This window comes from Actinocrispum wychmicini (assembly GCF_004345645.1).
Lineage (GTDB): Bacteria > Actinomycetota > Actinomycetes > Mycobacteriales > Pseudonocardiaceae > Kibdelosporangium > Kibdelosporangium wychmicini.
In genome coordinates, this window is record NZ_SLWS01000005.1 from 213,672 (window position 1) to 240,126 (window position 26,455).

25 protein-coding genes are annotated in these 26,455 nt (G+C 69.0%); 11 read left to right on the forward strand and 14 right to left on the reverse strand.

The genetic code is table 11. The features are described 5' to 3' along the window. The first annotated feature begins 42 nt into the window (after positions 1-42). The gene (locus EV192_RS22960) at positions 43-1,680 is read left to right on the forward strand and encodes an AMP-binding protein (protein ID WP_132118666.1); all 1,638 of its coding nucleotides are present in this window, start codon (positions 43-45) and stop codon (positions 1,678-1,680) included. Between the two features lie 10 nt (positions 1,681-1,690). Next, positions 1,691-2,665 (forward strand): Gfo/Idh/MocA family protein, encoded by a 975-nt coding sequence (locus tag EV192_RS22965; protein ID WP_132118668.1) that lies wholly within the window; start codon positions 1,691-1,693, stop codon positions 2,663-2,665. Here EV192_RS22965 and EV192_RS22970 read toward each other — a convergent pair. Genes EV192_RS22970 through EV192_RS22980 form a run of 3 tightly spaced genes read right to left on the reverse strand, consistent with a single transcriptional unit; the run spans position 2,644 to position 5,475 of the window. Beyond that, entirely contained in the window at positions 2,644-3,882 is a 1,239-nt protein-coding gene (locus tag EV192_RS22970) for an Nramp family divalent metal transporter (RefSeq protein WP_243727006.1), read from the reverse strand. The genes EV192_RS22965 and EV192_RS22970 overlap by 22 nt on opposite strands. 10 nt (positions 3,883-3,892) lie before the next feature. Continuing rightward, complete coding sequence (locus EV192_RS22975) at positions 3,893-4,861, reverse strand: R2-like ligand-binding oxidase (protein WP_132118670.1); 969 nt, start codon at positions 4,859-4,861, stop codon at positions 3,893-3,895. Continuing rightward, positions 4,858-5,475, reverse strand: coding sequence for a TetR/AcrR family transcriptional regulator (locus EV192_RS22980; RefSeq protein WP_132118672.1), 618 nt, complete (start codon positions 5,473-5,475; stop codon positions 4,858-4,860). Before EV192_RS22980 ends, EV192_RS22975 begins: the two co-directional genes overlap by 4 nt. Before the next feature lie 82 nt (positions 5,476-5,557). Here EV192_RS22980 and EV192_RS22985 point away from each other — a divergent pair, with 82 nt between their 5' ends. After that, the gene (locus EV192_RS22985; RefSeq protein ID WP_132118674.1) at positions 5,558-6,175 is read left to right on the forward strand and encodes an HAD family hydrolase; all 618 of its coding nucleotides are present in this window, start codon (positions 5,558-5,560) and stop codon (positions 6,173-6,175) included. Here the strand turns inward: EV192_RS22985 and EV192_RS22990 are convergent. Continuing rightward, positions 6,147-6,338, reverse strand: a complete 192-nt coding sequence (locus EV192_RS22990) for a hypothetical protein (RefSeq protein ID WP_132118676.1) — start codon at positions 6,336-6,338, stop codon at positions 6,147-6,149. The genes EV192_RS22985 and EV192_RS22990 overlap by 29 nt on opposite strands. 148 nt (positions 6,339-6,486) lie before the next feature. Between EV192_RS22990 and EV192_RS22995 the strand changes: the two genes are divergently transcribed. Further along, positions 6,487-6,873, forward strand: coding sequence for a cold-shock protein (locus EV192_RS22995; protein ID WP_132119742.1), 387 nt, complete (start codon positions 6,487-6,489; stop codon positions 6,871-6,873). On the opposite strand, the gene EV192_RS23000 is transcribed toward EV192_RS22995, so the two are convergent. From EV192_RS23000 to EV192_RS23010, 3 genes are read right to left on the reverse strand one after another with little or no spacing between them, the layout of a single operon-like run. Next, entirely contained in the window at positions 6,874-7,329 is a 456-nt protein-coding gene (locus tag EV192_RS23000) for a DUF2771 family protein (RefSeq protein WP_165960556.1), read from the reverse strand. It abuts the gene before it with no gap. A gap of 10 nt (positions 7,330-7,339) precedes the next feature. After that, positions 7,340-9,157, reverse strand: a complete 1,818-nt coding sequence (locus EV192_RS23005; protein WP_132118680.1) for an MFS transporter — start codon at positions 9,155-9,157, stop codon at positions 7,340-7,342. A 46-nt stretch (positions 9,158-9,203) separates the two neighbouring features. Then, positions 9,204-9,980: a glutaminyl-peptide cyclotransferase gene (locus EV192_RS23010; protein ID WP_424923373.1), complete on the reverse strand. Its 777-nt coding sequence runs from the start codon at positions 9,978-9,980 to the stop codon at positions 9,204-9,206. A 37-nt stretch (positions 9,981-10,017) separates the two neighbouring features. Here EV192_RS23010 and EV192_RS23015 point away from each other — a divergent pair, with 37 nt between their 5' ends. Then, positions 10,018-10,761, forward strand: a complete 744-nt coding sequence (locus EV192_RS23015) for a DUF3027 domain-containing protein (RefSeq protein ID WP_132118682.1) — start codon at positions 10,018-10,020, stop codon at positions 10,759-10,761. Beyond that, a complete protein-coding gene (locus EV192_RS23020; protein WP_132118684.1) occupies positions 10,758-13,607 on the forward strand; it encodes a sacsin N-terminal ATP-binding-like domain-containing protein in 2,850 nt (949 codons plus the stop codon). Before EV192_RS23015 ends, EV192_RS23020 begins: the two co-directional genes overlap by 4 nt. Here the strand turns inward: EV192_RS23020 and EV192_RS23025 are convergent. Beyond that, entirely contained in the window at positions 13,604-13,864 is a 261-nt protein-coding gene (locus EV192_RS23025; protein ID WP_132118686.1) for a DUF2530 domain-containing protein, read from the reverse strand. The two genes, EV192_RS23020 and EV192_RS23025, sit on opposite strands and share 4 nt — an antisense overlap. 18 nt (positions 13,865-13,882) lie before the next feature. On the opposite strand from EV192_RS23025, the gene EV192_RS23030 reads away from it, so the two are divergent. Genes EV192_RS23030 through EV192_RS23040 form a run of 3 tightly spaced genes read left to right on the forward strand, consistent with a single transcriptional unit; the run spans position 13,883 to position 17,156 of the window. Beyond that, a complete protein-coding gene (locus tag EV192_RS23030) occupies positions 13,883-15,340 on the forward strand; it encodes an NCS2 family permease (RefSeq protein ID WP_132118688.1) in 1,458 nt (485 codons plus the stop codon). A gap of 49 nt (positions 15,341-15,389) precedes the next feature. Continuing rightward, positions 15,390-15,821: a MarR family winged helix-turn-helix transcriptional regulator gene (locus EV192_RS23035; protein WP_132118690.1), complete on the forward strand. Its 432-nt coding sequence runs from the start codon at positions 15,390-15,392 to the stop codon at positions 15,819-15,821. A gap of 33 nt (positions 15,822-15,854) precedes the next feature. Continuing rightward, entirely contained in the window at positions 15,855-17,156 is a 1,302-nt protein-coding gene (locus tag EV192_RS23040; protein ID WP_132118692.1) for an MFS transporter, read from the forward strand. A gap of 175 nt (positions 17,157-17,331) precedes the next feature. Here the strand turns inward: EV192_RS23040 and EV192_RS23045 are convergent, their stop codons facing one another. From EV192_RS23045 to EV192_RS23060, 4 genes are all read right to left on the reverse strand, one after another. After that, positions 17,332-17,964 carry a superoxide dismutase gene (locus tag EV192_RS23045; protein WP_132118694.1) on the reverse strand — a complete coding sequence of 211 codons (633 nt, stop codon included), beginning with the start codon at positions 17,962-17,964 and terminating at the stop codon, positions 17,332-17,334. 223 nt (positions 17,965-18,187) lie between these two features. After that, positions 18,188-18,829 (reverse strand): biliverdin-producing heme oxygenase, encoded by a 642-nt coding sequence (locus tag EV192_RS23050; protein ID WP_132118696.1) that lies wholly within the window; start codon positions 18,827-18,829, stop codon positions 18,188-18,190. Between the two features lie 76 nt (positions 18,830-18,905). Beyond that, positions 18,906-19,499 carry a TetR/AcrR family transcriptional regulator gene (locus EV192_RS23055; protein ID WP_132118698.1) on the reverse strand — a complete coding sequence of 198 codons (594 nt, stop codon included), beginning with the start codon at positions 19,497-19,499 and terminating at the stop codon, positions 18,906-18,908. Positions 19,500-19,511: 12 nt separating this feature from the next. Next, positions 19,512-21,008, reverse strand: coding sequence for a glutamate-cysteine ligase family protein (locus EV192_RS23060; RefSeq protein WP_132118700.1), 1,497 nt, complete (start codon positions 21,006-21,008; stop codon positions 19,512-19,514). 188 nt (positions 21,009-21,196) lie between these two features. On the opposite strand from EV192_RS23060, the gene EV192_RS23065 reads away from it, so the two are divergent. Further along, positions 21,197-21,994, forward strand: coding sequence for a TrmH family RNA methyltransferase (locus EV192_RS23065; RefSeq protein ID WP_132118702.1), 798 nt, complete (start codon positions 21,197-21,199; stop codon positions 21,992-21,994). A gap of 8 nt (positions 21,995-22,002) precedes the next feature. Next, a complete protein-coding gene (locus tag EV192_RS23070) occupies positions 22,003-22,587 on the forward strand; it encodes a DUF2537 domain-containing protein (RefSeq protein WP_132118704.1) in 585 nt (194 codons plus the stop codon). A 255-nt stretch (positions 22,588-22,842) separates the two neighbouring features. Here the strand turns inward: EV192_RS23070 and EV192_RS23075 are convergent, their stop codons facing one another. Next, complete coding sequence (locus tag EV192_RS23075; RefSeq protein ID WP_132118706.1) at positions 22,843-24,663, reverse strand: ABC transporter ATP-binding protein; 1,821 nt, start codon at positions 24,661-24,663, stop codon at positions 22,843-22,845. Then, positions 24,660-26,423, reverse strand: a complete 1,764-nt coding sequence (locus tag EV192_RS23080) for an ABC transporter ATP-binding protein (RefSeq protein WP_132118708.1) — start codon at positions 26,421-26,423, stop codon at positions 24,660-24,662. Before EV192_RS23080 ends, EV192_RS23075 begins: the two co-directional genes overlap by 4 nt. Between the last annotated feature and the right edge of the window lie 32 nt (positions 26,424-26,455).

The following is a 26,455-nucleotide window of genomic DNA, read 5'->3' on the forward strand; positions in this document are numbered from 1 at the left end:
CCATCTTGCCCCGGATGGATCCCCGAGTTCTCACCGGCCAAAATGGGTGACGTACGCCACATCACAGGAGGTCGTGCCGTGTTGAGCTATGTGTCCGGTGTGTCCGCTAAACCACTGCTCGGCGACACCATCGGCGCCGACTTCGACCGGACCGTCGCGACCCACGGCGACCGGCTCGCCCTGGTCGACCGCGCGGCCGGCCGGCGCTGGACCTACCGCGAGCTGTCCGACGAGATCGGCCGGGTCGCCGTGGGCCTGCTCGAGTTGGGCGTGCGCAAGGGCGACCGGGTCGGCATCTGGGCGCCCAACCGGGCCGAGTGGACGTTCGTCCAGTACGCCACCGCGAAGATCGGCGCGATCCTGGTGAACATCAACCCGGCGTACCGGACGCACGAGCTGACGTACGTGCTGAACCAGTCCGGCGTCCGCACGCTGGTCGCCGCCGCGACGTTCAGGACATCCGACTACGCGGCCATGATCGACGAGGCCCGGCCGTCCTGTCCGGCGCTGGTCGACGTGATCCTGCTGGACAGTCCATCGTGGACGGACCTGGCCGGTCACCAGCCCGACCCGGAGCGCCTCGCCGGGATCGAGCTGTCCGCCGACGACCCGATCAACATCCAGTACACGTCCGGGACGACCGGCTTCCCCAAGGGCGCCACGCTGTCGCACCACAACATCCTCAACAACGGCTACTTCGTCGGCGAGGGCTGCGGCTACACGCACGAGGACGTCGTCTGCATCCCGGTGCCGTTCTACCACTGTTTCGGGATGGTGATGGGGAACCTGGCGTGCACGTCACACGGGGCGTGCATGGTGATCCCAGCGCCCGGCTTCCAGCCCGCGGACACCCTCGCGGCGGTCGCCGAGGAGCGGTGCACGTCCCTGTACGGCGTGCCAACGATGTTCATCGCGATGCTCGCGGACCCCGGGTTCGACTCGTACGACCTGTCGAGCCTGCGTACCGGGATCATGGCCGGGTCGCCGTGCCCGGTCGAGGTGATGAAGCAGGTCATCGAGCGGATGGGGATGGCCGAGGTGACCATCTGCTACGGCATGACCGAGACGTCACCGGTGTCCACCCAGACCACGGCCGAGGACTCGCTGGACCGCCGGGTGTCCACTGTGGGCAGAGTGCACCCGCACCTTGAGGTGAAGGTGGTGTCCCCGGAGACCGGGCTGACCGTGCCGCGCGGCGAGCCCGGCGAGTTCTGCACCCGCGGCTACTCGGTGATGCTCGGCTACTGGGAGGAGCCGGACAAGACCGCCGAGGCGATCGACGGTGCCCGCTGGATGCACACCGGCGACCTCGCGGTCATGGACGACGAGGGATACCTCAACATCACCGGCCGGATCAAGGACATGGTCATCCGGGGCGGCGAGAACGTCTATCCGCGGGAGATCGAGGAGTTCCTGTACACGCATCCGGATGTTCTTGACGCGCAGGTGATCGGCGTGCCGGACGAGCGCTACGGCGAGGAGCTGATGGCGTGGGTGCGGATGCGTGACGGGGCGACGCCGTTGACGGCCGAGGCGTTGCGGGAGTTCTGCGCGGGGAAGCTCGCGCACTACAAGATCCCCCGGTATGTCCATGTCGTGGCCGAGTTCCCGATGACCGTCACCGGGAAGGTCCGCAAGGTCGAGATGCGCGCCGCCGCACGGGAGATCCTTGGCCGATAGGGTCGACGGCATGATCGGATGGGGAGTGGTCGCCACCGGCGGCATCGCGGACGTGGTGACGTCGGACATGAAGCTCGTCGACGGCACGGAAGTCCGGGCAGTGTCCTCCCGGGACCCACGGAAGGCCGCGGATTTCGCCGAACGGCACGGGATTCCACGGTCGTATGGGAACAACGACGAGCTGATCGCGGATCCGTCGGTCGACGTCGTGTACGTGGCGACGCCGCACAGCAGCCACTACGAGGTCGCCAAGGCGGCGTTGGTCGCGGGCAAGGCTGTGCTGTGTGAGAAGCCGCTGACTGTGACGCTCGCCGCCGCTGAGGAACTGGTCGCCCTTGCCCGCCAGCAGGGTGCGTTCCTGATGGAGGCCATGTGGACCCGGTTCAACCCGCTCGTCCGCAAGCTGCGGCAATGGGTGGCCGAAGGTGTCATCGGTCAGATCCGCGGTATCCACGCGGATTTCGGCGCGTTGTTCCCAGCCGACCCGACACATCGCGGGTGGAATCCTTTGCTCGGTGGGGGATCCCTGCTCGACCTGGGTGTCTATCCGGTGTCGTTGGTGCAGATGCTGTTGGGAGAGCCGACAGCTGTCGTGACGCACGGATTGGTGCGCAACGAGGTTGACGCGCAGGCGGCGATGTTGCTGCGCTACCCGGACGGGGTGTCCGCACAGGTGACGTCCTCGATGATCAGCGACCACCCGGTCCGGGCGACCATCGTCGGCACCAACGGGCGGATCGAGTTGTCGCCCGACTTCTTCCGGGTCGAGGAGATGGTGGTACAGGTCGGTGCCGACCGCCGGGTGGAGCGGGTCGAGCTCACCGGCCACGGGTACACGTACCAGATCGCCGAGGTGAACGCGCGGGTTCTGGCCGGGGACAAGGAAAGCCCCGAGATGACCTTGGACGACACATTGGCCGTGATGCGGATCTTGACCACCGGGCTGACCCAGCTCGGTGTGCGCTACCCGGACACGGTCAGGTAGATCAGGGCGATGTTGAGGACGATCACGGCGGCCGCTACCAACCAGGCGAACACCGTGGTCGTCCTCGTGTTGGCGTACGCACCCATCACCGACCGCCGGGCCGTCAACGACACCAGGGGAACCAGCGCGAACGGGATCCCGAACGACAGCACGACCTGCGACACCACCAGCGCCCACGTGGGGTTCACGCCGGCCGCCAGCAGCGCCAACGCCGGCACCAGCGTGAGCAGACGCCGTGCCAGCAACGGAATCCGGCGACGCAGCAGGCCGCCCATCACGACCGCGCCCGCGTAGACACCGACCGAGCTGGACGCGAAACCCGACGCCAGCAAGCCGATCGCGAACAGCAGCGCGATCCCCGCACCCAAGTGGTCGCCGACGGCGGCGTGCACAGCAGGGAGTGTGTCCACGCCGTCGGTGCCGGCCAACGCGGTTGCGGCGAGCAGGAGCATGGCCAGGTTCACCGCGCCCGCGAACACCATCGCGATGCCCACGTCGAACCTGGTCGCGACCAGCAACCGGGCCAGCGGCCGCCCGGTCTGCGTCCCGTGCCTGTCCCGGGCCAGCGCCGAATGCAGGTACACGGCGTGCGGCATCACTGTCGCGCCAAGCATTCCGGCCGCCAGCAGCACACTCTCCGATCCGTCGAACCGCGGCACCAGCCCGCCGACCAGGCCAGCGCCGGACGGCGCCGACACGAACAGCCCGGCCGCGAACCCGACCGCGATCACCAGCAACAACCCCGTGATCACCCGCTCGAACGGCCGCTGCCCGGCCCGGTCCCGGACCAGCAGCAACCCGGTGGCGACCACCCCCGTGATGGCGCCGCCGAGCGGCAACGGCAGGTCGAACAGCAGGTTCAGCGCGATCGCCCCACCGAAGACCTCGGCCAGGTCCGTGGCCATCGCCACGATCTCCGCCTGCACCCAGTAGGCCAGCCGGGACGGCGTCGCCAGCCGCTCTCGGACGGCTTCGGGCAGGGACATGCCGGTGACCAGGCCAAGCTTCGCGGAGAGGTACTGCACGAGCCCGGCCATGACGTTCGCCACCACGACGACCCACACGAGCAGGTAGCCGAACCGGGCACCCGCGGCTGTGTTCGTGGCCACGTTGCCCGGGTCGACATAGGCGATGGCAGCCACGAAGGCCGGCCCGAGCAGAGCCGCGCCGGCCCGCACTCTGGGCAGGACACCGGCGGCGGACCTGGTCGTGGACACCCCAGGAACCTTACTGCGAACCGCTGGCGACAACCTCGGCGAACACTTTGGCGTCCTCCTCGCCGAACTGGTCCTCCAGGACCTCGGGGGAGTAGTCCAGGTCGATCTGGCCGACCGGGGTGCCGCGGGCCGACGAGATCGCGCCCAGTCGGCGCTGGGCCCGGTCGGCCGCGTAGGTGATGTACTCCTGCGGGTCGGTCTCGAACGGCCGGGGCTCCTCGAACTGGTCGCTTACCCACTGGATCATGTTCAACGCGATCGGCAGCAGCTCGCCCATCCGTTGGGTGATCGCGTCGAACATCGAATCGTCCGCGGCCACGTGCCTGCGGCAGGTGAACGTGCCCCACGCCATGTGGCGGCGCTCGTCGTCGCCGATCCGGCGGACCAGCTCCCGCATGCCCGGCAGGATGCCGCGGCGGGCGCAGATCTTCTGCCACGCGTAGTAGCCGGTCAGTGCCAGTGTGCCCTCGATCACGTGGTTGTACGTGACGCTGGCCCGGATCTGGTTGAGCGGGCTGGGATCCGACTCGAGCACCCGCAGCGAGCCGGGCAGCTCCTCGTAGAAGAGCTTGCGGTAGTAGGGGTTCTCCGCGACGAACGGGTGCAGGTCGGCGGTCAGGCCGACCGCGTCCATCCAGCGCCGGAACACCTCGGTGTGTTTGGCTTCCTCGTAGCAGAACTGGGTGAGGTACATGCCGTCGGCGAGCCTGCCCTCGGTGGCCATCGCCTTCATGAACGGCTGGATGTCCTCGGTGACCGCCTCCTCGCCGGCGATGAACTGGGCGACCAGGTACGTGGCCGACCGCTTCTCCTCGGCCGTCAGGGTTTCCCAGTCGGCGGCGTCCTTGCTGAAGTCGATGTCCGCCGGGTTCCAGAACTTGGCGTTGCCCTTCACGAACAGCCGCAGCGGGAAGGAGTCCCAGTTCAGCCCGCCCTGGCGGAGCGAGCCGAACCCGGCGCGGTACTCGGTGGTTGTCATGAAGGACGCTCCTTTGCGGCTGAAGTGGAGGAACACCGGATCGCGGGCATGAGCACGTCGCGGACGGCGGCCGCGGCCTCGTCCGGGTCGGCGGTGGGCAGCAGCATGTGGCTGATCGCCAACCGGACCGACGTCTCGGCGACCACCACGGCGGTCGGCTCGGGCAGGGTGGGCACCCGGGCGAGCAGGTGGCGGACGCACTGCTCGACACCGAGCCGCAGAACGGGCTCGCCGCGCGTGGTCAACAGTGGCAACAGGTCTTCGGCCTCGGCGCCGCCGAGCACCGACGCGACCAGCCTGTTCTCCCGGCCGTGCCGGATGGTGTACGCGACGGTGCCGTGGATCGCGTCCGCCAGGTCAGCGGAGGTGGTCCAGATCTCCTCGGCGCCCTCGATGAACTCCGACAGCGTGCGCATCGCGACCGCGTCGACCAGGGCGGACTTGTTGCCGAACTCGTTGTAGACCGTCTGCCTGCTGACCCCGGCCGCACCGGCCACGTCCGCCATCCGCAGGCCGGCGAAGCCGTGCTCGGCCAGCAGTTCGGCGGCCGCGTCCAGCAGGGTCTCGCGCAACGACAGCCGCACCCGTTCGGTGAACGGTGTGATCTCGGTCATGTTGGGAGTCTTGACACACTGGCCAGTCGTGTCAAGGCGGTGGACAGCGATATGCGGTTCGTAAAGCCCATAGGGTGATGGGGTGACCATTACCGTCGGATTCGACCTCGACATGACCCTGATCGATGCGCGACCGGGTGTGGTCGTGGCCATGGACGCGCTGGGCGAGGAGTTCGGCATCCGGCTCGACGGTCAGTACGTGGTCGCCAACATGGGCCCGCCGCTGCCGGACGTGTTCCGCGAGTTGGGTCTGCCCGAACAGGACATCGACCCGATGGTGGCGCGGTTCCGCGCGATGTATCCGTCGCTGGCGATCCCGTTGACGACTCCGATGCCCGGCGCGGAGGACGCGCTCGACGCCGTGCGGGCGGTCGGCGGCACGACGATGATCGTGACCGCGAAGTACCAGCGCAACGCCGACCTGCACATCCAAGCGCTCGGTTGGGACGTCGACCACGTGATCGGCGACCTGTGGTCGGCCGGGAAGGCGGAGGCGCTGAAGCGCCATGGCGCGTCGGTGTACGTGGGCGATCACGTGGGAGACATGAAAGGCGCGGCGGCGGCGGACGCGTTCGCGGTCGGTGTCGCGACCGGACCGTGTTCCGCGTCGACACTGACCGAAGCCGGGGCGCACGTCGTGCTCACCAGCCTGACGCAGTTCCCCGCCTGGCTCACCGACCACCTCGGCGGACGACGCTGAACACCGCCAGCGCCAAGCCGACCGGCAGCATCATCGCCGCGACGTACAGCCACACAGTGAGGTTGTGTTCGCCCGCCGCGTAGAGCCCGAAGACCGTGATGATCGCGGCCAGGCCGATCGCGAACAGCGTGATCGCGGCGGGCAACAGTTTGGATCTCGGCACGAGAACAGACTATGCGTTACGCCAGGGCACGTATTTGGCATAGGCTTGTACGACGCGTCTCGGGCGTGCCCGGGGCGCGTTAGTCGTGTGGCAGGGAGGCCAGATGGGCCGCGCGACTGCAGGAGTCGACGAGGGAACGGTGAGGGCTGTGCCGACCGGACGGGTCAAGTGGTACGACTCGGAGAAAGGCTTTGGGTTCGTCACGCAGGAAGGCGGGGAGGACGTGTACGTCCGCGCGTCCGCGTTGCCGCCCGGCGTCCCAGGACTCAAAGCGGGACAACGCATTGAGTTCGGCGTGGCGGACGGCCGCCGCGGCCCGCAGGCGTTGTCGGTCCGGCTGGTCGATCCGATCCCCTCGGTGGTCGAGGCCCACCGCCGGCCCGCGGAGGAGTTGCACGGCCTCGTCGAGGACATGATCAAGATGCTGGAAGCCACGATCCAACCGGACCTGCGCCGCGGCCGTTACCCGGACCGCAAGTCCAGCAAGCGAATCGCCGAAGTGGTCCGCGCGGTCGCGCGGGAGCTGGATCCGTAGCTACGGCGTGACGTCGAGCGCCCAGATGGCGTTGGCGAGGAACATGGGTTCCTTGTCCGGGGCCAGGGCGATCCCGCCGCCCAGCTGGCGTACTTCGACGTGGGTCAGCTGGTCGCCCGCGGTGGGGGCGACCAGGGTGTACGCGTACTTCTTGTCGTTCGGGGTGAAGACCGCGGTCCGGGCCTGTTGCTCGGTGCCGTCCTGGCCCTTGTACTTGAAGACCACCACCCAGGGGACGCTCGCGACCTTGCCGGGCACCGAGATGTTCACGAACTTCCCGCTGGGTACGGAAAGCCGGCCGGTGGCGTCGCAGACGTCGAGTTCGGGGTGGCACGTGGTCGGGGCGAGCCGCACGGTCGTCCGGTCGGCGAAGAACGTGACCTCCTGCGGTTCGCGCGCGCATCCGGCGAGTACCAACGCACCTGCGACCAGCGAAGCGATTCCGTAACGGCGCACGTCAGACAGGTTACGGCTGCCCTGGGCGCGGGGCGACGCCGCCCTGCCTGCGCACCATGTTCAGCAACGACGTGCCGCGGTTGGCCATGATCGTCTGCAGCAGGCCGAGCGCCAGCAGCAACGAGACCACCAGGAAGCCGACCCAGAACGTGGCCGGCAGCAGGACGCCCAGCGCGCCACCGAACACCCAGCCGAGCTGCAACACCGTTTCCGACCGGCCGAACGCGGACGCCCGCGATTCCTCCGGCAGGTCGTCCTGGATCACCGCGTCCAGGCTGTTCTTGGCCAGCGCGGCAGCGGTCGCCGCGATCAGGCCGACCACGGCCATCGTGCCGATACCGGGCATGATCGTGGCCAGGACGGTCGCGCACAGGGACGCGATCACACAGCCGATCACCATCTGCTCCGGCTTGTGTACGTGCAGGCGGGTGCCGATCGCGTTGCCGCCGAAGCTGCCCACACCGGCCGCCGCGGCGATCAGGCCGAGCAGCAGCAGCTGTTGGATCGGTTTGCCCTCGGTCTCCGCGCGGACCGCGAACGCCGAGAACATCATCAGGAAACCGGTCAGCACCTTCACGGTTCCGTTGGCCCACAACGAGACCACCACGTGCTGGCCCATCGGCTGGCGTTTGGGCTTCACCGCCGTCGCGGACAGGGTCGCCGGCACCTCGCCCTCGGTGACCTCCACCCACGCCGGGATCTTCATCGCCTGCACGGCCCCGACCACACAGATGATCGCGGTGAACCACAGCGCCCCGGACGAGTCGAACAGCTTCAGCATGCCCGCCGCGATCCCGCCGAACACCATGCCGGCGAAGAGGCCGAACACGGTCAGCCGGGCGTTCGTCTTGGACAGGGTGATGTCCGGCGGCAGCACTCTCGGCGTCACCGCCGCCTTGAGCACGGTGAACGACTTGGAGAGCACCATTTTCCCGAGCGCCGCCGGGTACAGCCACCAAGTGGTGAACTGGGTGGCCATGAGCACGCACATCAGTGCCTGCCCGGCCGACGCGACGCACATCGCCAGTCGGCGGCCGCGCTGGATCCGGTCGAGCGCGGGGCCGATGACCGGCGCGACCAGTGCGAACGGCGCGACCGTGATCAGCAGGTACAGGGCGATCTTGCCCTTGCTGCTGTCCGCGCTCGCGGCCGCGAAGAACAACGTGTTCGCCAGTGCCACGGCCATCGCCGCGTCGCTCGCGTAGTTCAGCATCGTCGCGTACGTCAACGCGGTGAGGCCGGACTTGTCGGCGCCGTCGGCGTTCGCGGCCCGCTTGAACGCGTGCACGGCCTGCTGGGTCAGCTGCTTGCTGCGCAGCGCGGCGACCCGCGTGACCGTGAGCTTCTTCGGCGCCTGCGGCAGGCCGCCGGTCGGTCGGGAGGGCGCCGCTTCGAAGCCGTGCTGCGCCTCTGGCTGCTTGGGCGCCTCGGGCTCGGACTCGTAGTACTCGTACGGCCCCGTCTGGCCCGTGCCGGCCACGGGATAGCCGTCCGGGCCGTAGCGCGACGACGGCGGAGGCGGTGGCTCGCGACGGACCGGCGTGGTCTGCCGGTACTCCTCCGGGATGGGCGGCGGCCCGGCTGGCTGCTGGTACTGCGGCTCGTAGTGCTGCTGCTGTGGAGGCGGGGGCGGAGGCTGGTACTGACGGGTGCGGGGGTAGGGCGGCGGCGGTTGTTGGGGCGGCGGTGGTTGCGGCGGCGGGTTCCCAGGGTTCCCACGGCTGAACTGCTGCGGCTGTTTGGCCGTCCACTTCCTCCCTTTTTTCCGGTTCGACCGATCACCGCGGTTCGAGTCACCGCTGTGATCGTCTGAGCCGGAACGCAACATAAGTCCATCCTGCCGCATCTTGTGTTCTCGTAGCACATGGACGTGACTATCGCGTCGTGACGAACTTCACCCGGAAGATCTTCGGCCAGTTCTTTCCCGTGACCAGGAACTCGTCCGTTCCGGGGACGGCCGCGATGCCGTTCAGCACGTCTGTGTTCGCCCGCTCCGCGGCCGACAACAGACCGGACAGGTCGACGCTGGCCGTCACATCACCGGATCGGGGGTCGATCCGGACGATCGTGTCGGTCTGCCAGATGTTCGCGTAGACGCCGGCCGGCGTGCACTCCAGCTCGTTGAGCATGGCGACCGGCTCGCCGTCCGCCCGCACCGACACCTGCCCGACCTGGGCGAACGTGTCCGGGTCGCGGAACGTCAGCTGGTCGGTGCCGTTGCTCATGACCAGGCGTTCGCCGTCGTGGCAAAGACCCCAGCCTTCGCCGTCGTACCGCGCGCGTCTGATCTCGGCGAGGGTGTTCCGGTCCCGTTGGATCGCGACACCGTCCTGGTAGGTCAGCTGCCACAGCTTGTCGCCGACGACCGTGATGCCCTCGCCGAACATCGAGGCGGGCAGCGCCACCCGCTTTTTGACCGCGCCTGTGGCCGGGTCTGTGACGCGGACATCCGACTTGCCCTCAAGCCCCGTGCCCTCGTACAGGTCGCTGCCGACCAGCTCCAGGCCCTCGGTGAACGCGCCTGTGTCGTGCGGCATGGTCGCGAGCACCTGTGCGTGCATGTTCGCGGGCGGGGGCGTCGGTCGAGGTGTGCTGCTACACGCCGCGGAGACGACTGCGGTTATAACGATGACGGCGAGGAGCACCTTCACGGCATCACCCTCGCATGCGTGGTGCACAATCTTCGTGATGAGCACGAGCCCCGAACCAGACCACGCCCTCGTCGGCGCAGTCGATCTTGCGCGCGCCGCCGCCGTTGAGGAGGCGGGCGACGAGGTCGGCGCGCACGTCGGCGTGCAGCCCGAGGACGAGGCGTCCCTGACGCACTTGTTCGAGGCGAACAAGACCGGCTACCGCGGCTGGCGGTGGGCCGTGACGGTCGCGTTCGCGGGACCGGACACCACGGTGTTGGTCAGCGAGGTCGTGCTGCTGCCCGGCCCCGACGCCCTGGTCGCGCCCGCGTGGGTGCCATGGGAACAGCGGGTCAAGGCGGGTGACTTGGGGGTCGGTGACCTCCTGCCGACCGCGCCGGACGACCCACGCCTGGTCCAGGCCTATGTCGCGTCCGACGACCAGGCGGTCGAAGAGGTCGCCATGGAGATCGGCCTCGGCCGGGTCCGGGTGATGTCCCGGCCGGCGCGGCTGGAGGCGGCCGAGCGGTGGCAGCTCGGCGAGTTCGGGCCACGGTCGGACATGGCCCGCGGCGCGCCGGAACACTGCGGGACGTGCGGGTTCTACCTGCCGGTCGCGGGGTCGCTGCGGGCGGCGTTCGGGGTGTGCGGCAACGAGATCGCGCCGGCCGACGGGCACGCGGTGCACGCCGAGTACGGCTGTGGCGCGCATTCCGAGCTGCGGATCGACCAGACCTCGCCGGTTCTGGTCGCCGACCTGATCTACGACGACTCACTGTTGGACATCGAGCGGTCCGAGTGACTACCCAGGATCCGTTCGGCACGCGCCGGTTGCGCGAGGCCGTGTTGTCGGCGTGGAGCGCCTCGCCCACGCGTTTCCGCGAGGACGCCAACGCCGAGGAGGACCTGCGGCTCGGCGCCTACAAGGACCGGCTGCTGGTCGAGCTGGCGCAGAACGCCGCGGACGCCGCCGGGTCGGGCGGCGTGCTGCGGCTGTCTGTTGTGGACAACGAGCTCCGGGCCGCCAACACCGGCACGCCGCTGGACGCCGACGGGGTCGCCGCGCTCGCGTCGCTGCGTGCGTCGGCCAAACGCGACGGCGGCACGGTCGGGCAGTTCGGTGTCGGTTTCTCCGCCGTGCTGTCGGTGAGCGACGAGCCCGCGGTCGTGTCGACCACAGGCTCGGTCCAGTTCTCCGCCCAGCGGACCCGCGAGATCCCGGAACTGGCCGACCACGTGGCCGCGCGGTCCGGGCAGGTGCCGGTGCTGCGACTGGTGTGGCCGATCGAGGCGACGGCGCCCCCAGGGTTCGACACCGAGATCCGGCTGCCGCTGCGACCCGATGTGGACCAGGCCGCGCTGCTGGCGTCCTTCCGTGCGCAGGCGCCGGATCTGCTGCTCGCGTTACCGGGCCTGACCGCCATCGAGGTGGACGGGTCGCGGTGGACGTGCACGGATCTCAACGCCGACACCGTCCAGCTGTCCGGCCCGGACGGGGAGACCCGCTGGTTGTTACGCCGAGCGTCCGGGAAGCTCGCCGACACGGCCGGGCTCGGCCTTGAGGCGAGTCCGGAGTGGACGGTCTGTTGGGCGGTGCCGCTTGACCCGTCCGGGGCGCCGCGACCGTTGCGGGAAGACGTGCTGCACGCCCCGACACCTACGGACGAACGGCTTTCCTTGCCGGCGCGGCTGATCGCCAGCCTGCCCATCGAGCCGTCCCGTCGCCGCGTGATGTCCGGCCCTGGCGTGACCGAGGTGCTCGCCGAGGCCGCTCGCCTGTACCCGTCGCTGGTGTTCGCGGTCGACCCGATGCACCGGACGGCTCTTGTCCCGGTCCCGGGCTTCCCTCGGTCCGATGTGGACTCGACAGTCCGGGACCTGCTGATCGCCGAACTGCGGTCCGCCGCCTGGCTGCCCGGGGTGACCGAGTCGCTCGCGCCCGCGTCCGCCAGGGTCCTGGAGATCCCGTCGGACGACCTGGCCGATCTGCTGTCGGACGTGGTGCCGAACCTCGCGGCCGCGCGACTGGCCGAGCCGGAGCACGCGCACGCGTTGGCGGCGTTGGAGATCTCGCGGCTGCGGATCCCCGAGGTGGTCGTCGCGGTCACCGGGATCGACCAGTCGCCGGAGTGGTGGCATCGGGTGTATGCCGCCTTGGCGCCGTTCGCCGAGAACGACAGCACGATCAGGGACAACCTGAGCGGGTTGCCGGTGCCGTTGGTGGACGGCCGGACCCTGCCCGGTCCGCGGGGCACCCTGCTCGCCGACGACCCGGAGTTTCTGTCCGATTTGGACGTTCCGGGCCTCCGGCTGGTGCACCCGGACGCGGCCCATCCGTTGCTGGAACGGCTGGGCGCCAGGCCCGCGGGCGCTTCGGAACTGCTGGACTCGTTGCAGGAAGCGGTCGAGCGCAGTGTGGCGGACGCGTCCGCCGGGCTGATGGTCGCCGGGTTGGCGCACGCCGTGCTCGGGCTGGTCGGCCAGGCCGGCGGCCGGCCGTGGCTGAAGGCGCTCGCACTGCCCGATGTGGACGGTGACTGGCGGGAGGCGGACGAGCTGGCCGTGCCCGGGTCACGGTTCCTCGACGTACTGGCCGACGACTCGCCGTTGGGGCTGCTCGACCCGGAGTTCGCCGAGCGGTGGTCGGCGGACGTGCTGGCGTCCGTCGGGGTGCTGACCGGGTTCGCGGTGATCGTGGACGAGGAACCGATCGGGCCGGAGCACGACCTCGCCGACGAGGACGAATGGTGGTCCGCCGGCGAGGAGCCCAACCGGGTCGTGGCCGTACGCGACCTGGACCTCGTGGCGGACGACAAATGGCCGGCGGCGCTGCGGCTGTTGGCCCTGGAGCCGGCCACCTGGCGGGCGCTGCGTGAGCCCGGTGGGTATACGGCCTGGTGGATCTCGCGGTACGCGTCCCTGAACGGCCACCCGCCCAGGGAATGGCGGACCGCCGGGGCGTCCGACCTGGTCGGCCTGTACGACCCGCTCGAACTCGACCTTGGCGACGACCTCGCTGCCGCGGCCGGCGTCCGGACCGGTCTTCAGGTCAAGGACGCGGCGGACGCGGCCGACCTGCTCGACCGGCTGGGTGATCCGGAACGTGTTGTGCCGCACGGAGTTTCGTTGCGGGCACACGCGGCTTTGGCGGGATCGGCGGATCCCGCCGAACTCGACGCGCCTGAGCGCGTGCGGGTCCTGTCCGGTGACGCGGTGCTCGCCGACGACTGCGTCGTGCTGGACGCACCGTGGCTGCTGGCGGTGTTGCAGCCGGACAAGGTCGTCGCCGCGTTGGACGACGACGCGGCTGAGCCGTTGGCCGAACTGCTCGACCTGCCGTTGGCCTCCGAGTCCGCCGGCGACGTGTCCGGCGGCGAACTCGTGCCGTGGAGCGAACTGGGTGCCGTGGTCGTCGCTGCCGAACTGCTGGGCTTCGACCTGCCGCTGGACGGTGTGACCGTGCACGACGAGCTGACCGCCGACGGGCAGCGGGTGCACTGGTGGGTGGACGGCGAACGGCGGGTGCACGCCGAGGACACCCCGGAGGGGCTCTCCCGCGCGCTCGCCTGGGCGGCCGACCGGTGGATCGACCGGCACGTCATCCACGCCCTGCTGGACGACCCCGATCCGCGGACCGTGCTGGGCTAAAGACCCTGCTGGGCGGTCTTGGAGCCGCGGCGGGCCGCGGCGCGTTGCCAGCGCATGATCGCTTGGCCGATCCCGCCGAGGACGGCGCCGGCAAAGGCCGTCCAGGCCAGGATGTGCGGGCCGGTGAACAACGCCACCACCAGCACCACGAGCCAGGCAGCAGTCCCGATCGTCACGATCCGCGGCAGGCCCACCAGCCCCGCGGGGGGCGGCGGGGGTGCCGGAAGTGACTTTCCCGCTTCCTTTTTGGACGCCACATCAGCGAGGCTACCCGCATGGCGAACAGCGACACCCGGGGCGGGCTCGACCGGTTCTTCCAGATCAGCCAGCGTGGCTCGACCGTGTCCCGGGAGGTTCGGGGCGGCCTTGTCACGTTCGTCACGATGGCCTACATCGTGGTGCTGAACCCGCTGATCATCGGCAGTTTCAGCAGTACCGGGCCGGCCGCGCACCGGGACGTGCTCGGGAACATCCTGCCGGTCGGGCAGGTGGCCGCGGTCACCGCGCTGGTCGCGGGCGTGATGACGATCCTGTTCGGGACGATCGCGAACTACCCGTTCGCGCTCGCCACCGGGCTGGGGATCAACAGCCTGGTGGCGGTCACCATCGCGCCGCAGATGACGTGGCCGGAGGCGATGGGCCTGGTCGTACTCAGCGGCGTGGTGATCTTCGTGCTGGTGCTCACCGGTGTCCGGAAGGCTGTGTTCAACGCGGTGCCGCCCCAGTTGAAGGCGGCGATCGCGGTCGGCATCGGGCTGTTCATCACGTTGATCGGTCTGGTCGACGCCGGGTTCGTGCGGCGGATCCCGGACGCGGCCAACACCACGGTCCCGGTGGGCCTCGGGATCGGCGGGTCGATCGCGTCGTGGCCGACGTTCGTGTTCGTGGTCGGGCTGCTGGTCACAGGCATCCTCGTGGTCAAACGGATCAAGGGCGCGATCCTGATCGGCGTGGTGTTCTCGACCGTGCTGTCGATCGTGGTCGAGGCGATCGCCAAGGCCGGTCCGTCCATGGGCACCAATCCGAAGGGCTGGAACCTCGGCTACCCCGGCCTGCCGGACAGCGTGTTCTCCCTGCCTGACCTGTCGCTGGTCGGCCACTTCTCGTTCGACGCGTGGGCCCGGGTGCCGGCGATCACCGCGGCGCTGCTGCTGTTCACGTTGGTGCTGACGGACTTCTTCGACGCGGTGGGCACGATGACCGGGCTGGGCAAGGAAGCCGGGCTGCTCGACGAGAAGGGGCAGCTGCCCGCGGTGGGTCGCGCGTTGACGGTCGAGTCGCTCGCCGCGGTCGCCGGAGGTGCGGCGTCGAGCAGCTCGAACACCGTGTACATCGAGTCGGCGTCCGGGATCGCGGAAGGCGCCCGGACCGGGTTGGCGAACGTCGTCACCGGGCTGTTGTTCATCGCGGCCATGTTCCTCACGCCGCTGTACCAGGTCGTGCCGGTGGAGGCCGCAGCGCCCGCGCTCGTCGTCGTGGGTGTGCTGATGATGAGGCAGATCAAGGAGATCGACTTCGACGACTTCTCGATCGCGCTGCCGGCGTTCCTGACGATCGTGGTGATGCCGTTCACGTACTCGATCGCCAACGGGATCGGCGCCGGGTTCATCGCATTCGTGGTGCTGCGGACGGTTTCCGGGCGGGCGCGCACGATCCACCCGCTGATGTGGGTGGTCGCGGTGGCGTTCACGGCGTACTTCGCCATCGGTCCGATCCAGGCCGCGCTGCGGTGACTCAGAGTTACATATGCCAAGCACATAATTTATGAGGTATGCTAACTATATGTCCGAGCCCAGTGGTGAGCGCACGCTGACCAGCCGACTTCGGCTGTCGGTGATGCGGCTCAACCGCCGGCTGCGGGCGCAGCGGACAAGCTCGTCCGTCACGTTGAGCCAGATCTCGGCGCTGTCGAGCCTGCACAAGTGCGGCCCGATGTCACCGGGCGAGCTGGCCGCGCGGGAAGGCGTGCAACCGCCGTCGATGACGCGGGTCATCGGCGCCCTGGAGGACATGGGGTACATCTCGAAACGCGCGCACCCGAACGACGGCCGGCAGGTGATCGTCGAGCTCACCGAGAAGGGCCTCGGCTACATCGAGGCCGACATCTCCGCCCGGGAGGCGTGGCTGGACGCGCGACTGTCCGAACTGGACGACACCGAGCGGGCGATCCTGTCCCGCGCGGCGGAGATCATCGAAAGAATGGCGGGCAAGTAGGGCGGCGGCCCGCCGGTGTGGAGGCGTGCACAGGTGACGACTGGGGCGGGTCAGGCCCGAGAGAAGCGACCAGTCAGCGACTCAGACCTACCTCCGCCACCCGAGGCACCGCCCAGCGGCACCTTCTCGTCCCTGCGGATCCGCAACTACCGGCTGTTCTTCTGCGGCCAGGTCATCTCCAACGTCGGCACCTGGATGAACCGGATCGCCCAGGACTGGCTGGTCTTCACGTTGACCGGCAACAACCCGGTCGCCCTCGGCGTCGCCGCCGCCCTGCAGTTCGCGCCCACCCTGCTGCTGTCGCTGTGGGCGGGGGTCTGGGCGGACCGGTCGGACAAACGGAAGATGCTGATCGTCCTGCAGACCGGGATGGCCGCCTGCGCCGTGATTCTGGGACTGCTGACCGTCACGCACCTGGTCCAGATCTGGCAGGTCTACCTGCTGTGCCTGGTGTTCGGCGGTTTCGTCGCCTTCGAGACACCGACCCGGCAGTCGTTCGTCAGTGAGATGGTCGGCCGGGCCCAGCTCACCAACGCCGTCGCGCTCAACTCCACGTCGTTCAACCTGGCCCGGATCGTCGGTCCGGCCATCGCCGGCCTGATGATCACCTGGGTCGGCACCGGCCCGGTGTTCTGGATCAACGCGGTCAGCACGATCGCGGTGATCACCGGCCTGGTCCTGATGAACCCGGCCGAGCTGCACCGCGGCCCGGCCGTGAAACGGGCCAAGGGCCAGTTGATCGAAGGCCTGCGGTACGTCCGCGGCCGGATGGACCTGGTGATCGTGCTGGTCCTGCTGTTCTGCGTGAGCACGTTCGCGATCACGTTCTTCACCACGCTCGCCGTGATCGCCGCCAACGTCTTCCACAAGCAGGCGGACGGCTACGGCCTGCTCTCCAGCGCACTGGCGGTCGGCACCCTGGCCGGTGCGCTGCTCGCGGCCCGCCGAAGCGTTCGCGGCCGCCCGAAGTTGCGGATGCTGTTCGGTTCGGCCTTGCTGTTCGGCCTGCTGGAGGTCCTCGCCGGCCTGATGCCCACCTACGTCTCGTTCGGTCTGGCGCTCATTCCGGTGGGTCTGGTCCTGATGACGTTCATGAACATGGCGAACACCACGGTCCAACTGTCGGCCAGCCCGGAGATGCGCGGCCGGGTGATGGGCCTGTACATGCTCGTCTTCCTCGGCGGGAACCCGATCGCCGGCCCGATGACCGGCTGGCTGGCCGACCAGTTCGGCGGCCGGTCCCCGATGATCATCGGCGGCGCGGCCGCGGCCGTCGCGGCCGTGGTGTGCGGAGCGGTCCTGTACTTCCGCACACGCAAGCCGATCACGGCCTGAACCTCGACCGGCCGGACCCGTGCTTGCGGATGAAGTGAGGGTAGGCTAACCTCATTCACGTCCGCTTCGTGGTGGGAGCGGCAGTCAGTTCGGGAACAGTGAAGGCCCCGGCCAATCGGCCGGGGCCTTCATCTTTCCTGGGAGCTTCGCTTGTCGGAGCATCCGCTACCAGGGGCTACTTGGCCGTCGGGACTCGCAGTCCGTTCAGGCCGTTGCGGGCGTCCACGAACCGGCTGTTCACGTCCTCCCAGTTCACGACGTTCCACAGCGCGTTGATGTAGTCCGCTTTCACATTGCGGTACTGCAGGTAGTAGGCGTGCTCCCAGACGTCGAACGCCAGCAACGGGGTGGTGGCGATGGACAGGTTGGCGTGGTGGTCCTTGAGCTGCTGGGTGAGCAGGCGTTGGCCGACCGGGTCCCACGACAGGATGCCCCAGCCGGAGCCCTGGATCGTGGTGGCCGCCGCGTTGAGCTGGGCGCGCAGTTTGTCGAACGAGCCGAAGAACTCGTCGATCGCCGCGGCCAGCTCGCCGGTCGGCTTGTCGCCGCCGTTCGGGCTCAGGTTCTTCCACCAGACCTGGTGCAGCGAGTGGCCGGCCAGGTTGAACGCCAGGGTGGTCTCCAGGCCGACGATCGAACCGAACTCGCCCTTGTCCCGGGCCTCGTCGATCTTCTCGACGGTGTCGTTGGCGCCTTTGACGTACGCGGCGTGGTGCTTGCCGTGGTGCAGCTCGTTGATCTCGCCGATGATCGCCGGTTCGAGGTCGGCGTAGTCGTAGTCCAGGTCCGGCAGGACGTACGGGGCCATCGGCCCTCCTCACGAGTAGTTGTGACCATGATGTGGTAATTGCAAGCTACTCGCAACAAGGGATGTGGGCGGGACGGGGGCGGTGTTCCATGGGCCACACGGCCACCCCGGAATACCGCCCCCGGCCTAGCCGTTCGCCAGTGGCTCGTCTACGTAGCCACTGCCCGTGACGGTGATCGTCCCGCCGTCCGGGTTCCCGTGCTGCTGGCCGCCCTGGTTCTGGTCAGGCGACCGAGGACAAGGTCCCGTCCAGTTCGGTGAAGACCGCGGTGTTCAGCTCGAACGCGTACAGCGTCTCCACGATGACCTGCTTGTGGTCCTCCGGCGACCAAGGCGCGGAGTTGAGCAAGGAGCGGTAGCGCTCGCGGAACTTCGCCGGGCTGCCGAGGCCGGTGAAGTCGTAGAAGTGCACGCCGTCGTCGGTCAGGCCGTGGTACTGGCGCATCTTGGCCTTGGTCACCTGGCCGCCCGCGAGGTCGCCCAGGTAGCGGGTGTAGTGGTGGGCGACGAATCCGGTCGGTGTCCCGGACGCCGACCGGATTCGGTCGGTGTAGGTGACGGTGGCCGGGTGCGGGGTGACGGTGTCCCGCCAGTCCGGGCCGATCAGGTGCGCCAGGTCGCGCTCTAACGCGGGCACCCGGTTCAGGCCGTCGTGCACGAACGGACCGGCGACCGGGTGATCCCGGTTGGCCTCGGCGGCCTGTTCCAGTGCCGTGTAGATGAAGTAGTGCTGGGTGACCAGTTGGGCGAACGCGGACAGCGGCAGCGAGCCACCGAGCAGGCCGGACATGTACGGCGAGTCGTGCGCGGTCTGGTGCGCCTGCCTGGTCGCGGTCCGGAGCGTCTCGGCGAACGGTGTGCTCATGGTGCCTCATTCCTGTCCGTTTTTTATGACAGCAATGTCAGAATAAGGCACCAAATCTGGTTAGGCTAGCCTTATCTTAGAGCGTCGCACCCACCGCACGCAGCACGAACCTGACCGCGGTCTCGATCGTCACCTCCAGGTCACCGGCTGTGTCCACCACCTCCCGGCTGGCCAGGCACGCGGTGACCATGGCCACCAGCACGTCCAGCGGGTCATCGGTCATCCGGCCCAGCCGGGCGCCCGCCGCGAGAATCTCGCGCAGCTCGGCGGTGACCAGGTCCACGTGCTCGGCCATCCGCCGGTACGCCTCGGGGGACAACGCCGCGTTCAGCGCCGTCCCCGGCGGGGTGTGCCGCCCGGCCAGTACCCGCAGCTGCATGCGGACGAACACAGCCAGCGCCTCGACCGGGTCGTCGACCGGCGCCAGCGCCGCCCGCAGCCTGGTCACGTACTCGTCGGTCTCGTGCGCCACGAAGGCCACCAGCAGGGCTTCCCGGTCCGGGAAGTGGTTGTAGACGGCCGTGCGGCCGACCCCGGCGGTCGCGGCCACCCCGGACAGGGTGATCGCGTCGAACCCGCTGGCGTACAGCAGCGTCCGCACGGCGTCGAACATCCGGGCGCGAACCTGCTCGCGGTGTTCGGTCAGCGAACTGCCGATGATCTTGGGCACAGCCGGACCTCCTCAGCCGATCGGCCAAGTGTGCACGGGCTCGCCTTCGGTCATCAGCTCGACGTAGCGCCGCAGCATGCCAACCAGGGCGGACTCCCGGCTCAGGCCGTGTTCCTCCAGCCTGGCCACGGTCGCCCGCTGCCAGGACGACCCGGTCCGCCTGGCCACACACCGCTGCTCGATCACGCCGAGGTAGCGCTCCCTGGCCTTGTCGGACACCCCGCAGTCGCGCAGGCCCTCGTGCGCCATCGGCAACAGCCTGCGCAGCACCAGTTCGTCCGGCGGCACCCAGCCGATCCCCGGCCAGTACATCTGTGACGTCATGCCGTGCTTCGCGGCCGCGTACAGGTTCTCCTCGGCCGCCTGGAAGGACATCTGTGTCCAGAGTGGACGGTCCTCCAGGATGAGCGCGCGCTGGGCGCCGTAGAAGAACGCCGCGTTCGCGACCATGTCGAGCACGGTCGGGCCGGCCGGCAACACCCGGTTCTCCACCCGCAGGTGCGCCTTGCCGTCGACGACGTCGTACACCGGCCGGTTCCACCGCCACACCGTGCCGTTGTGCAGCCGCAGCTCGCGCAGGTTCGGCGCACGTCCGTCGGCGAGGACCTCCATCGGGTCCTCCTCGTCGGTCTCCGGCAGCAGACCCGGGAAGAACCGGACGTTCTCCTCGAACAGGTCGAAGATCGACGTGATCCACCGCTCGCCGAACCACACCCGCGGCCGCACACCCTGGTTCTTCAGCTCGTCCGGACGGGTGTCGGTGGCCTGCTGGAACAACGGGATCCTGGTCTCGTGCCACAGCGCCTTGCCCAGCAGGAAAGGCGAGTTCGCGGCCAGCGCGACCTGCGGCCCGGCCAGGCACTGCGCCGCGTTCCAGTGCGCCGCGTACCCCTCCGGCTCCACCTGCAGATGCAGCTGGGCCGACGTGCACGCGGCCTCCGGCAGGATCGACCGGGTGTACGTGCGCAGCCGGTCCGGCCTGGTGCCCGGCATCGGCTGGCCTTCCATGTTGAGCAGCATCTCCTCGCCGCGGGCGGCGAAGATCTCCTCGTTGAGCCGGGCGTACCGGCTGCTCGGCGACAACCAGCGCGCGTCGAAGTGCTCCTCGCCCACCGTGGGCAGGATGCCGATCATCACCATGTCGGCGCCGGCGTCGTGGGCCTTGGCGTTCGCCCGCGCCAGGGTGTCCCGCAGGTCCTGCTCCAACTTGATCGCCTCGTCGCCGGCGAGCGGCCGCGGCGGGACGTTCAGCTCGATGTTGTGCTGGCCCAGTTCGGTGGTGAAGGTCGGGTCGTTGATCTTCTCCAGCACCACGGTGTTCGTCATGGCCGGCCGCAGCCGGTCGTCCACCAGGTTCAGTTCGATTTCCAGGCCCATCTGGCGGCGGTGGAAAGCGAACGTCTCACTGTCGAGCATCGCCGCCAACGCGTCCAGGCAACGTTGGATCTTGCGGCGGTAACGTAGCCGGTCCGTCCGGGTGTATGTCCCGGTCGTCACGTCGCTTCCCATGCCGCCTCCCCTTCACTCGGCTCGGCCAGCACCAGCGGGAGAAATAACGTTGACACAGCAATTGTCCGCCGGGCTAGCGGCCAAATCGGTGCAGTAAGTCACCCGCGGATAACGCTGTGCGAAATATCGTTGGTCCGAACCGGGGTTTCCCGGGCGGCGCGATTTCTCGCCGTGGCAAGATCCGCTGTATGGCGGATGTGACCCGGGTGGGGGACCCTCACGACCCCCGACTGGCCGACTTCCGCGACCTCACCACGGCCGACCGGCGGCCGGACCGGCCCGGGGGAAAGGGCCTGGTCATCGCCGAAGGTGTGGTGGTCGTGCGGCGGCTGCTCGCGTCGCCGTACCCGGTGCGCGCGCTGCTCGGGGTGGAACGCCGGATCGCCGAGCTGGACGCCGAAGTGGACAGTGCGGTGCCGGCGTACGTGACGTCCGCCGAAGTGATGGCCGAGGTCGTCGGATTCCATCTGAATCGCGGGGTGTTGGCCGTCGCGGACCGCGCGAAACCATGGACGTTGGATGATCTGACGGCGGGATCACGCCGGCTCGCGGTCCTCGAAGGCGTGGGCGACCACGAGAACCTGGGTTCGTTGTTCCGCAACGCGGCCGCGCTCGGCGTCGACGGGATCGTCCTCGGCCCCGGCTGCAGCGACCCGCTCTACCGGCGCAGCGTCCGGGTGTCCATGGGCCACGTCCTCGCGGTGCCGTTCACCACCGCCACCGACTGGCCGGGAGCGCTGGAGTCGTTGCGGGACAAGGGTTTTCAGGTCCTCGCGTTGACGCCTCGGGCGGATGCCGTCGCACTCAACGAGGTTCGGGTGGACGGCCCGGTCGCGGTGTTGCTCGGGTCCGAGGGACCAGGTCTGACCGACGAGGCGATCAAGGCCGCCGACCACGCTGTGCGCATCCCCATGGCAGGGGGAGTCGACTCGCTGAACGTCGCCACGGCCGGAGCGATCGCCTTCCACAGTCTGGGGGCTGGTTAGCTGTGCCCGTGGAATTGCGTGTGACCGGTGAGCGGGCGGTGCTCGTTGGCCCGGACGAGCAGGTGATGGACCCGTTCCGGCTGGCCATCTCCGCCGAACTGTCCACGGCGCTGCAGGAATGGGCCCAGGTGGTGGCTGCCATGCTGCGTGCGGAAGCGGCCGACGACCCGACCGCCGCGATCGTCGTGTCCCGTAGAGGGCGCCAATTGGCCGATCGGCTGTCGGCCGCGTTGCACAGCACGGTCCGCTACCACGATCCGCTGACCGGTGAAGTCCTCGTCGTGGACGCCGTGGTCACGCCGGTCGAGGTGATTCCGCAGGAGCCGCGCCCGCCGGAGCCGGTGCCGTGGGTTCCTGGGCTCACGGTCACTGTGCTGATGGCGGTTGTGACGTTGGCCGCGGTGCTCACGTTGGCGGTGACGCTCAACGAGACGAACCCGTTGTTGGCCGTGGGTGCGAACGTCGTGGTCACGGCTGGGTTGGCGCCTTCGGTTTGGCTTGCTCGGCGGGTTCTCGTTTGGCGCTGGGTTGCTTTGGGGGTTGCCGCTGGGTTGGCTTTGGGGTGGGTTGGACTGGTTTTCGTGCTGCTTTGAGGGTGATCCCGGTTCGGTTCGACTGCTTCCGGTTGGTTGACACTCGCTTCCGGTTCGGTTTGACACGGGGGCCCCTGCGGCGGTTGCAAGCCGACTACGCCGGCAGGCCAAGGATCTCTGTTTCGCATCCTCCAGGCCTGTTATTAGGGCGACTTTGGGCCTGCCGCCGCAGCCAGCTTAAAACCACCGCCACCCCGTGTAAAACCGAACCTCCGTCGCTGGGGTTGGCCTGCCACTCCGTCCGTGGCCATGCTTCTATACTAGTGAGTCCACCCAGGCTTGGTGGAGGGTTGCGAATTCTCCGTTGCCTGCCGCTATCAGTTCGTCTGGTGTGCCGTCTTCGGCTATTCGGCCGTTGTCTATCACCAGGACTCGGTCGGCTATCAGCACTGTGGACAGTCGGTGGGCGATGATCAGGGCTGTTCGGTCGGCCAGGACTGTTTCCAGGGCCGCTTGGACCGCTCGTTCGCCGGGGACGTCCAGACTGGACGTCGCTTCGTCCAGGACGAGGACTGTGGGGTCGGCCAGGAAGGCTCGGGAGAACGCGACCAGTTGGCGTTGGCCGGCGGAGAGTCGGCCGCCTCGTTTGCGGACGTCCGTGTCGTAGCCTTCGGGGAGGGCCACGATGAACTCGTGGGCGCCGACGGCCGCTGCCGCGGACTCGATCTCGGCTCGGGTGGCGTCTGGGCGGCCGAGTGCGATGTTGTCCGCGACCGAGCCGGCGAAGAGGAAGTTCTCCTGGGTCACCATGACCACTCGTTGCCGGAGTTCGTTGTCGGTCACGTCCCGTAAGTCCACTCCGGACAGACGGACCGCGCCGGTTGAGGGATCGTAGAACCGGGCGACCAGTTTGGCGACTGTGGACTTGCCCGCGCCGGTGGCGCCGACCAGGGCGACCGTCTGGCCGGGTGGGATGGTCAGGTCGAACGCGGGCAGCACCACCGGGGTGTCCGGTCCGTAGTGGAACTCGACGTTGTCGAAGACGATCCCGCCGCCCTTGGGCAGCTTCTTCGGTGTGGTCGGGTCCGGCACCGACGGCGCTTCTTCGAGGACGCCGGAGATCTTCTCCAGGGCCGCGCTTGCCGAGGCGTACGAGTTGGTGACCATCGCGAGGTCGTCCAGTGGGTCGTAGAACCGGCGCAGGTACAGGGTGAACGCGGTCAGCACACCGATCTCCAGGGTGCCGCCGGTGACCCGCCAGGCGCCGATGCCGAGCACCAGGGCCAGCGACAGGTTGCCGATCGCGCGGACGGACGCCGTGTACGTCGCGATCGCGACATACGCTTTTGCGTCCGCGTCGCGGTACCGGCCGTTCAGTGAGTCCATGATGGACTCGTTGCGGCTCTCCCGGCGGAACGCCTGCACCGCGCGCATCCCGTTCATGGTCTCCACGAACTGGACGATGATCCGGGCGATCGCCGCGCGGGTGACGCGGTAGGTCCGCCGTGACGACCGCTGGAACCAGCGGGTCACCAGGAACAGCGGCACGAAACCGGCCATCACCAGCAGGCCGAGCGGCACGTCCAGGATCAGCATCATGGTTCCGACGCCGCCGACCGTGAGCACCGCGTTGAACAGTTTGTTCAGGCCGTCGTCGAGCAGGTCGTTGATGGTGTCGACGTCCGCGGTCAGCCGGGAGATGATCTTGCCGGACGTGTACGACTCGTGGAACGACAACGACAGCCGCTGGGCGTGCCGGAAGATCCGTTCCCGCAGGTCGAGCAGGACGTCCTGGCCGATCCGGGTGGACAGCCGCTGGAACGTCAGCAGCAGCCCGGAGTTGGCGAACGCGCTCACCACGTACCCGCCGACGCACCACGCGAGCGTCGCGGTGTGGCCGTCGACCGCGCTCGGGATGCCGTCGTCGATCGCGATCGCGATGAGCAGCGGGCCGACCAGGGCGGCGGCGTTCTGCGCGACCACGATGGCCACCGCGAACAGGCACCGCCAGAGGTGTGGCCGCAGCAGTGACCCCAGCAGTCGCCTGGACCGCGCCTGGAGGCGCACTCTGACCTGGCTGTCGAGTTCGTCGGTGTCCTCGGCCGCGACGCCGCGCCACGACTCTTCGTCGCTCACGCCCGCACCTCCTCGGGAGCGTCCAAAGTGGACAGCAGGGTTCGGTAGCCTGGGTTGTTCGCGAGCAGGTCCGAGTGGGTGCCGACGGCGACGATCCGGCCGCCGGCGAGCATCGCCACCCGGTCGGCGAGCTGGACCGTGCTCGGCCGGTGCGCGACGACCAGCGCGGTCACCCCGGCCAGCACCTCGCGCAGGGCCCGCTCGACCTCGGCCTCGGTGTGCACGTCCAAGGCGGACAACGGGTCGTCCAGCACGAGCACCCTGGGGCGCCCGGCGATCGCCCGCGCCAGCGCCAGGCGCTGCCGCTGGCCGCCGGACAGCGACAGGCCCTGCTCACCGATCCGCGTGTCCAGCCCCCACGGTAACCGGTTCACGAACTCCTCGGCCTGTGCGACCTGGAGGGCCTCGCGGACCTGGCCGTCCGTGGCGTCCGGCATGCCGAGCGCGACGTTCTCCCGCACGCTGGCGGAGAACAGCACCGCGTCCTCGAAGGCGGTGGACACCAGGCCGCGCAGGTCGGCCAGGGACATCTCGGTGATGTCCACGCCGTCGATGGTGATCCGGCCGCCGGTCGGGTCGGCCAGCCGCGGCACCAGGGCGGTCAGTGTGGTCTTGCCGCTGCCGGTGGCGCCGACGAGCGCGACCGTCTCACCCGGCTGGACGTCCAAGTCGACGCCGCGGATCACCTCGGACGAGGTCGGTGAGTGCCGGAACCGGACGTTCTCGAACCTGAGCCGGCCCCGGGCCGGTTCGGCCGGCGGCCGGGGGTTCGCCGGGTCGGTGATCGTCCTGGGCGAGTCCATGACCTCGAAGAACCGGTCGCACGCGGACGCGGTCTGGTCGGTCTCGGCCAGCAGCCAGCCGATCGAGTCGGTCGGCCACCGCAGGTAGTTCGCCACCGTGATGGCCGCGACCAGCGTGCCGAACGTCATCGTGTGCTGGGTGACCCCGATCGCGCCGACCACGAGCTGGCCGGCGATGCCGACCTCGGGCAGCAGCACGATCGCGGCCCAGATGATCGAGATGATCCGGACCTTGCGCATCTCGGTGCCGCGCAGGTCACGGGCCTGGCGGAGGAACTTCCCGGCCAGGTGCGGGCCGCGGCCGAACGCCTTGAGCACCCGGATGCCGAGCACCGACTCCTCGACCGTGGTGGCCAGGTCGCCCTGCTGGTCCTGGGCGAGCCGGGCGACCACCTTGTACTTGCGCTCGAACACCGTGGAGATCGCGACCAGCGGCACCGCGCCGAGGAGCACCACCAGGCCGAGCATGAAGTCGAGGCTGAACAGCACGACCAGCCCGGCCAACAGGATCAGCGAGTTCACGATCAGGAACACGCCGACGAACGCCATGAACCGGCGGATGGTGGACAGGTCGGAGATCGCCCGGGACAGCAGCTGGCCGGACTGCCACCGGTCGTGGAACGCCATCGGCAGGCGTTGCAGGTGGTGGTAGAGGTCGGCGCGCATGGTCGCCTCGGTCCTGGTGGTCGGCTTGGCCAGGACCTTGCGCCGCAGGTAGAAGAACCCGGCCTCGCCGAGGCCGAGCATGGCCACCCCGACGATCGGCCACACCAGGCCGGCGGTGTCGTGCCGGGCCACCGGGCCGTCCAGGATCCGCTGGATCAGCAGCGGGATGACCAGGCCGCACGCCATCGCGCAGAACGTGCCGACGACGGCGAAGGCCAGGTATCCGCGGACGGGTCTGAGGTAGGGACCAAGACGTGCGATCGATCTGAAGGCCGACTTGTGTGCGGCCATACTTCTACCCCCCTCTGGTCCGCGCGGTCCCT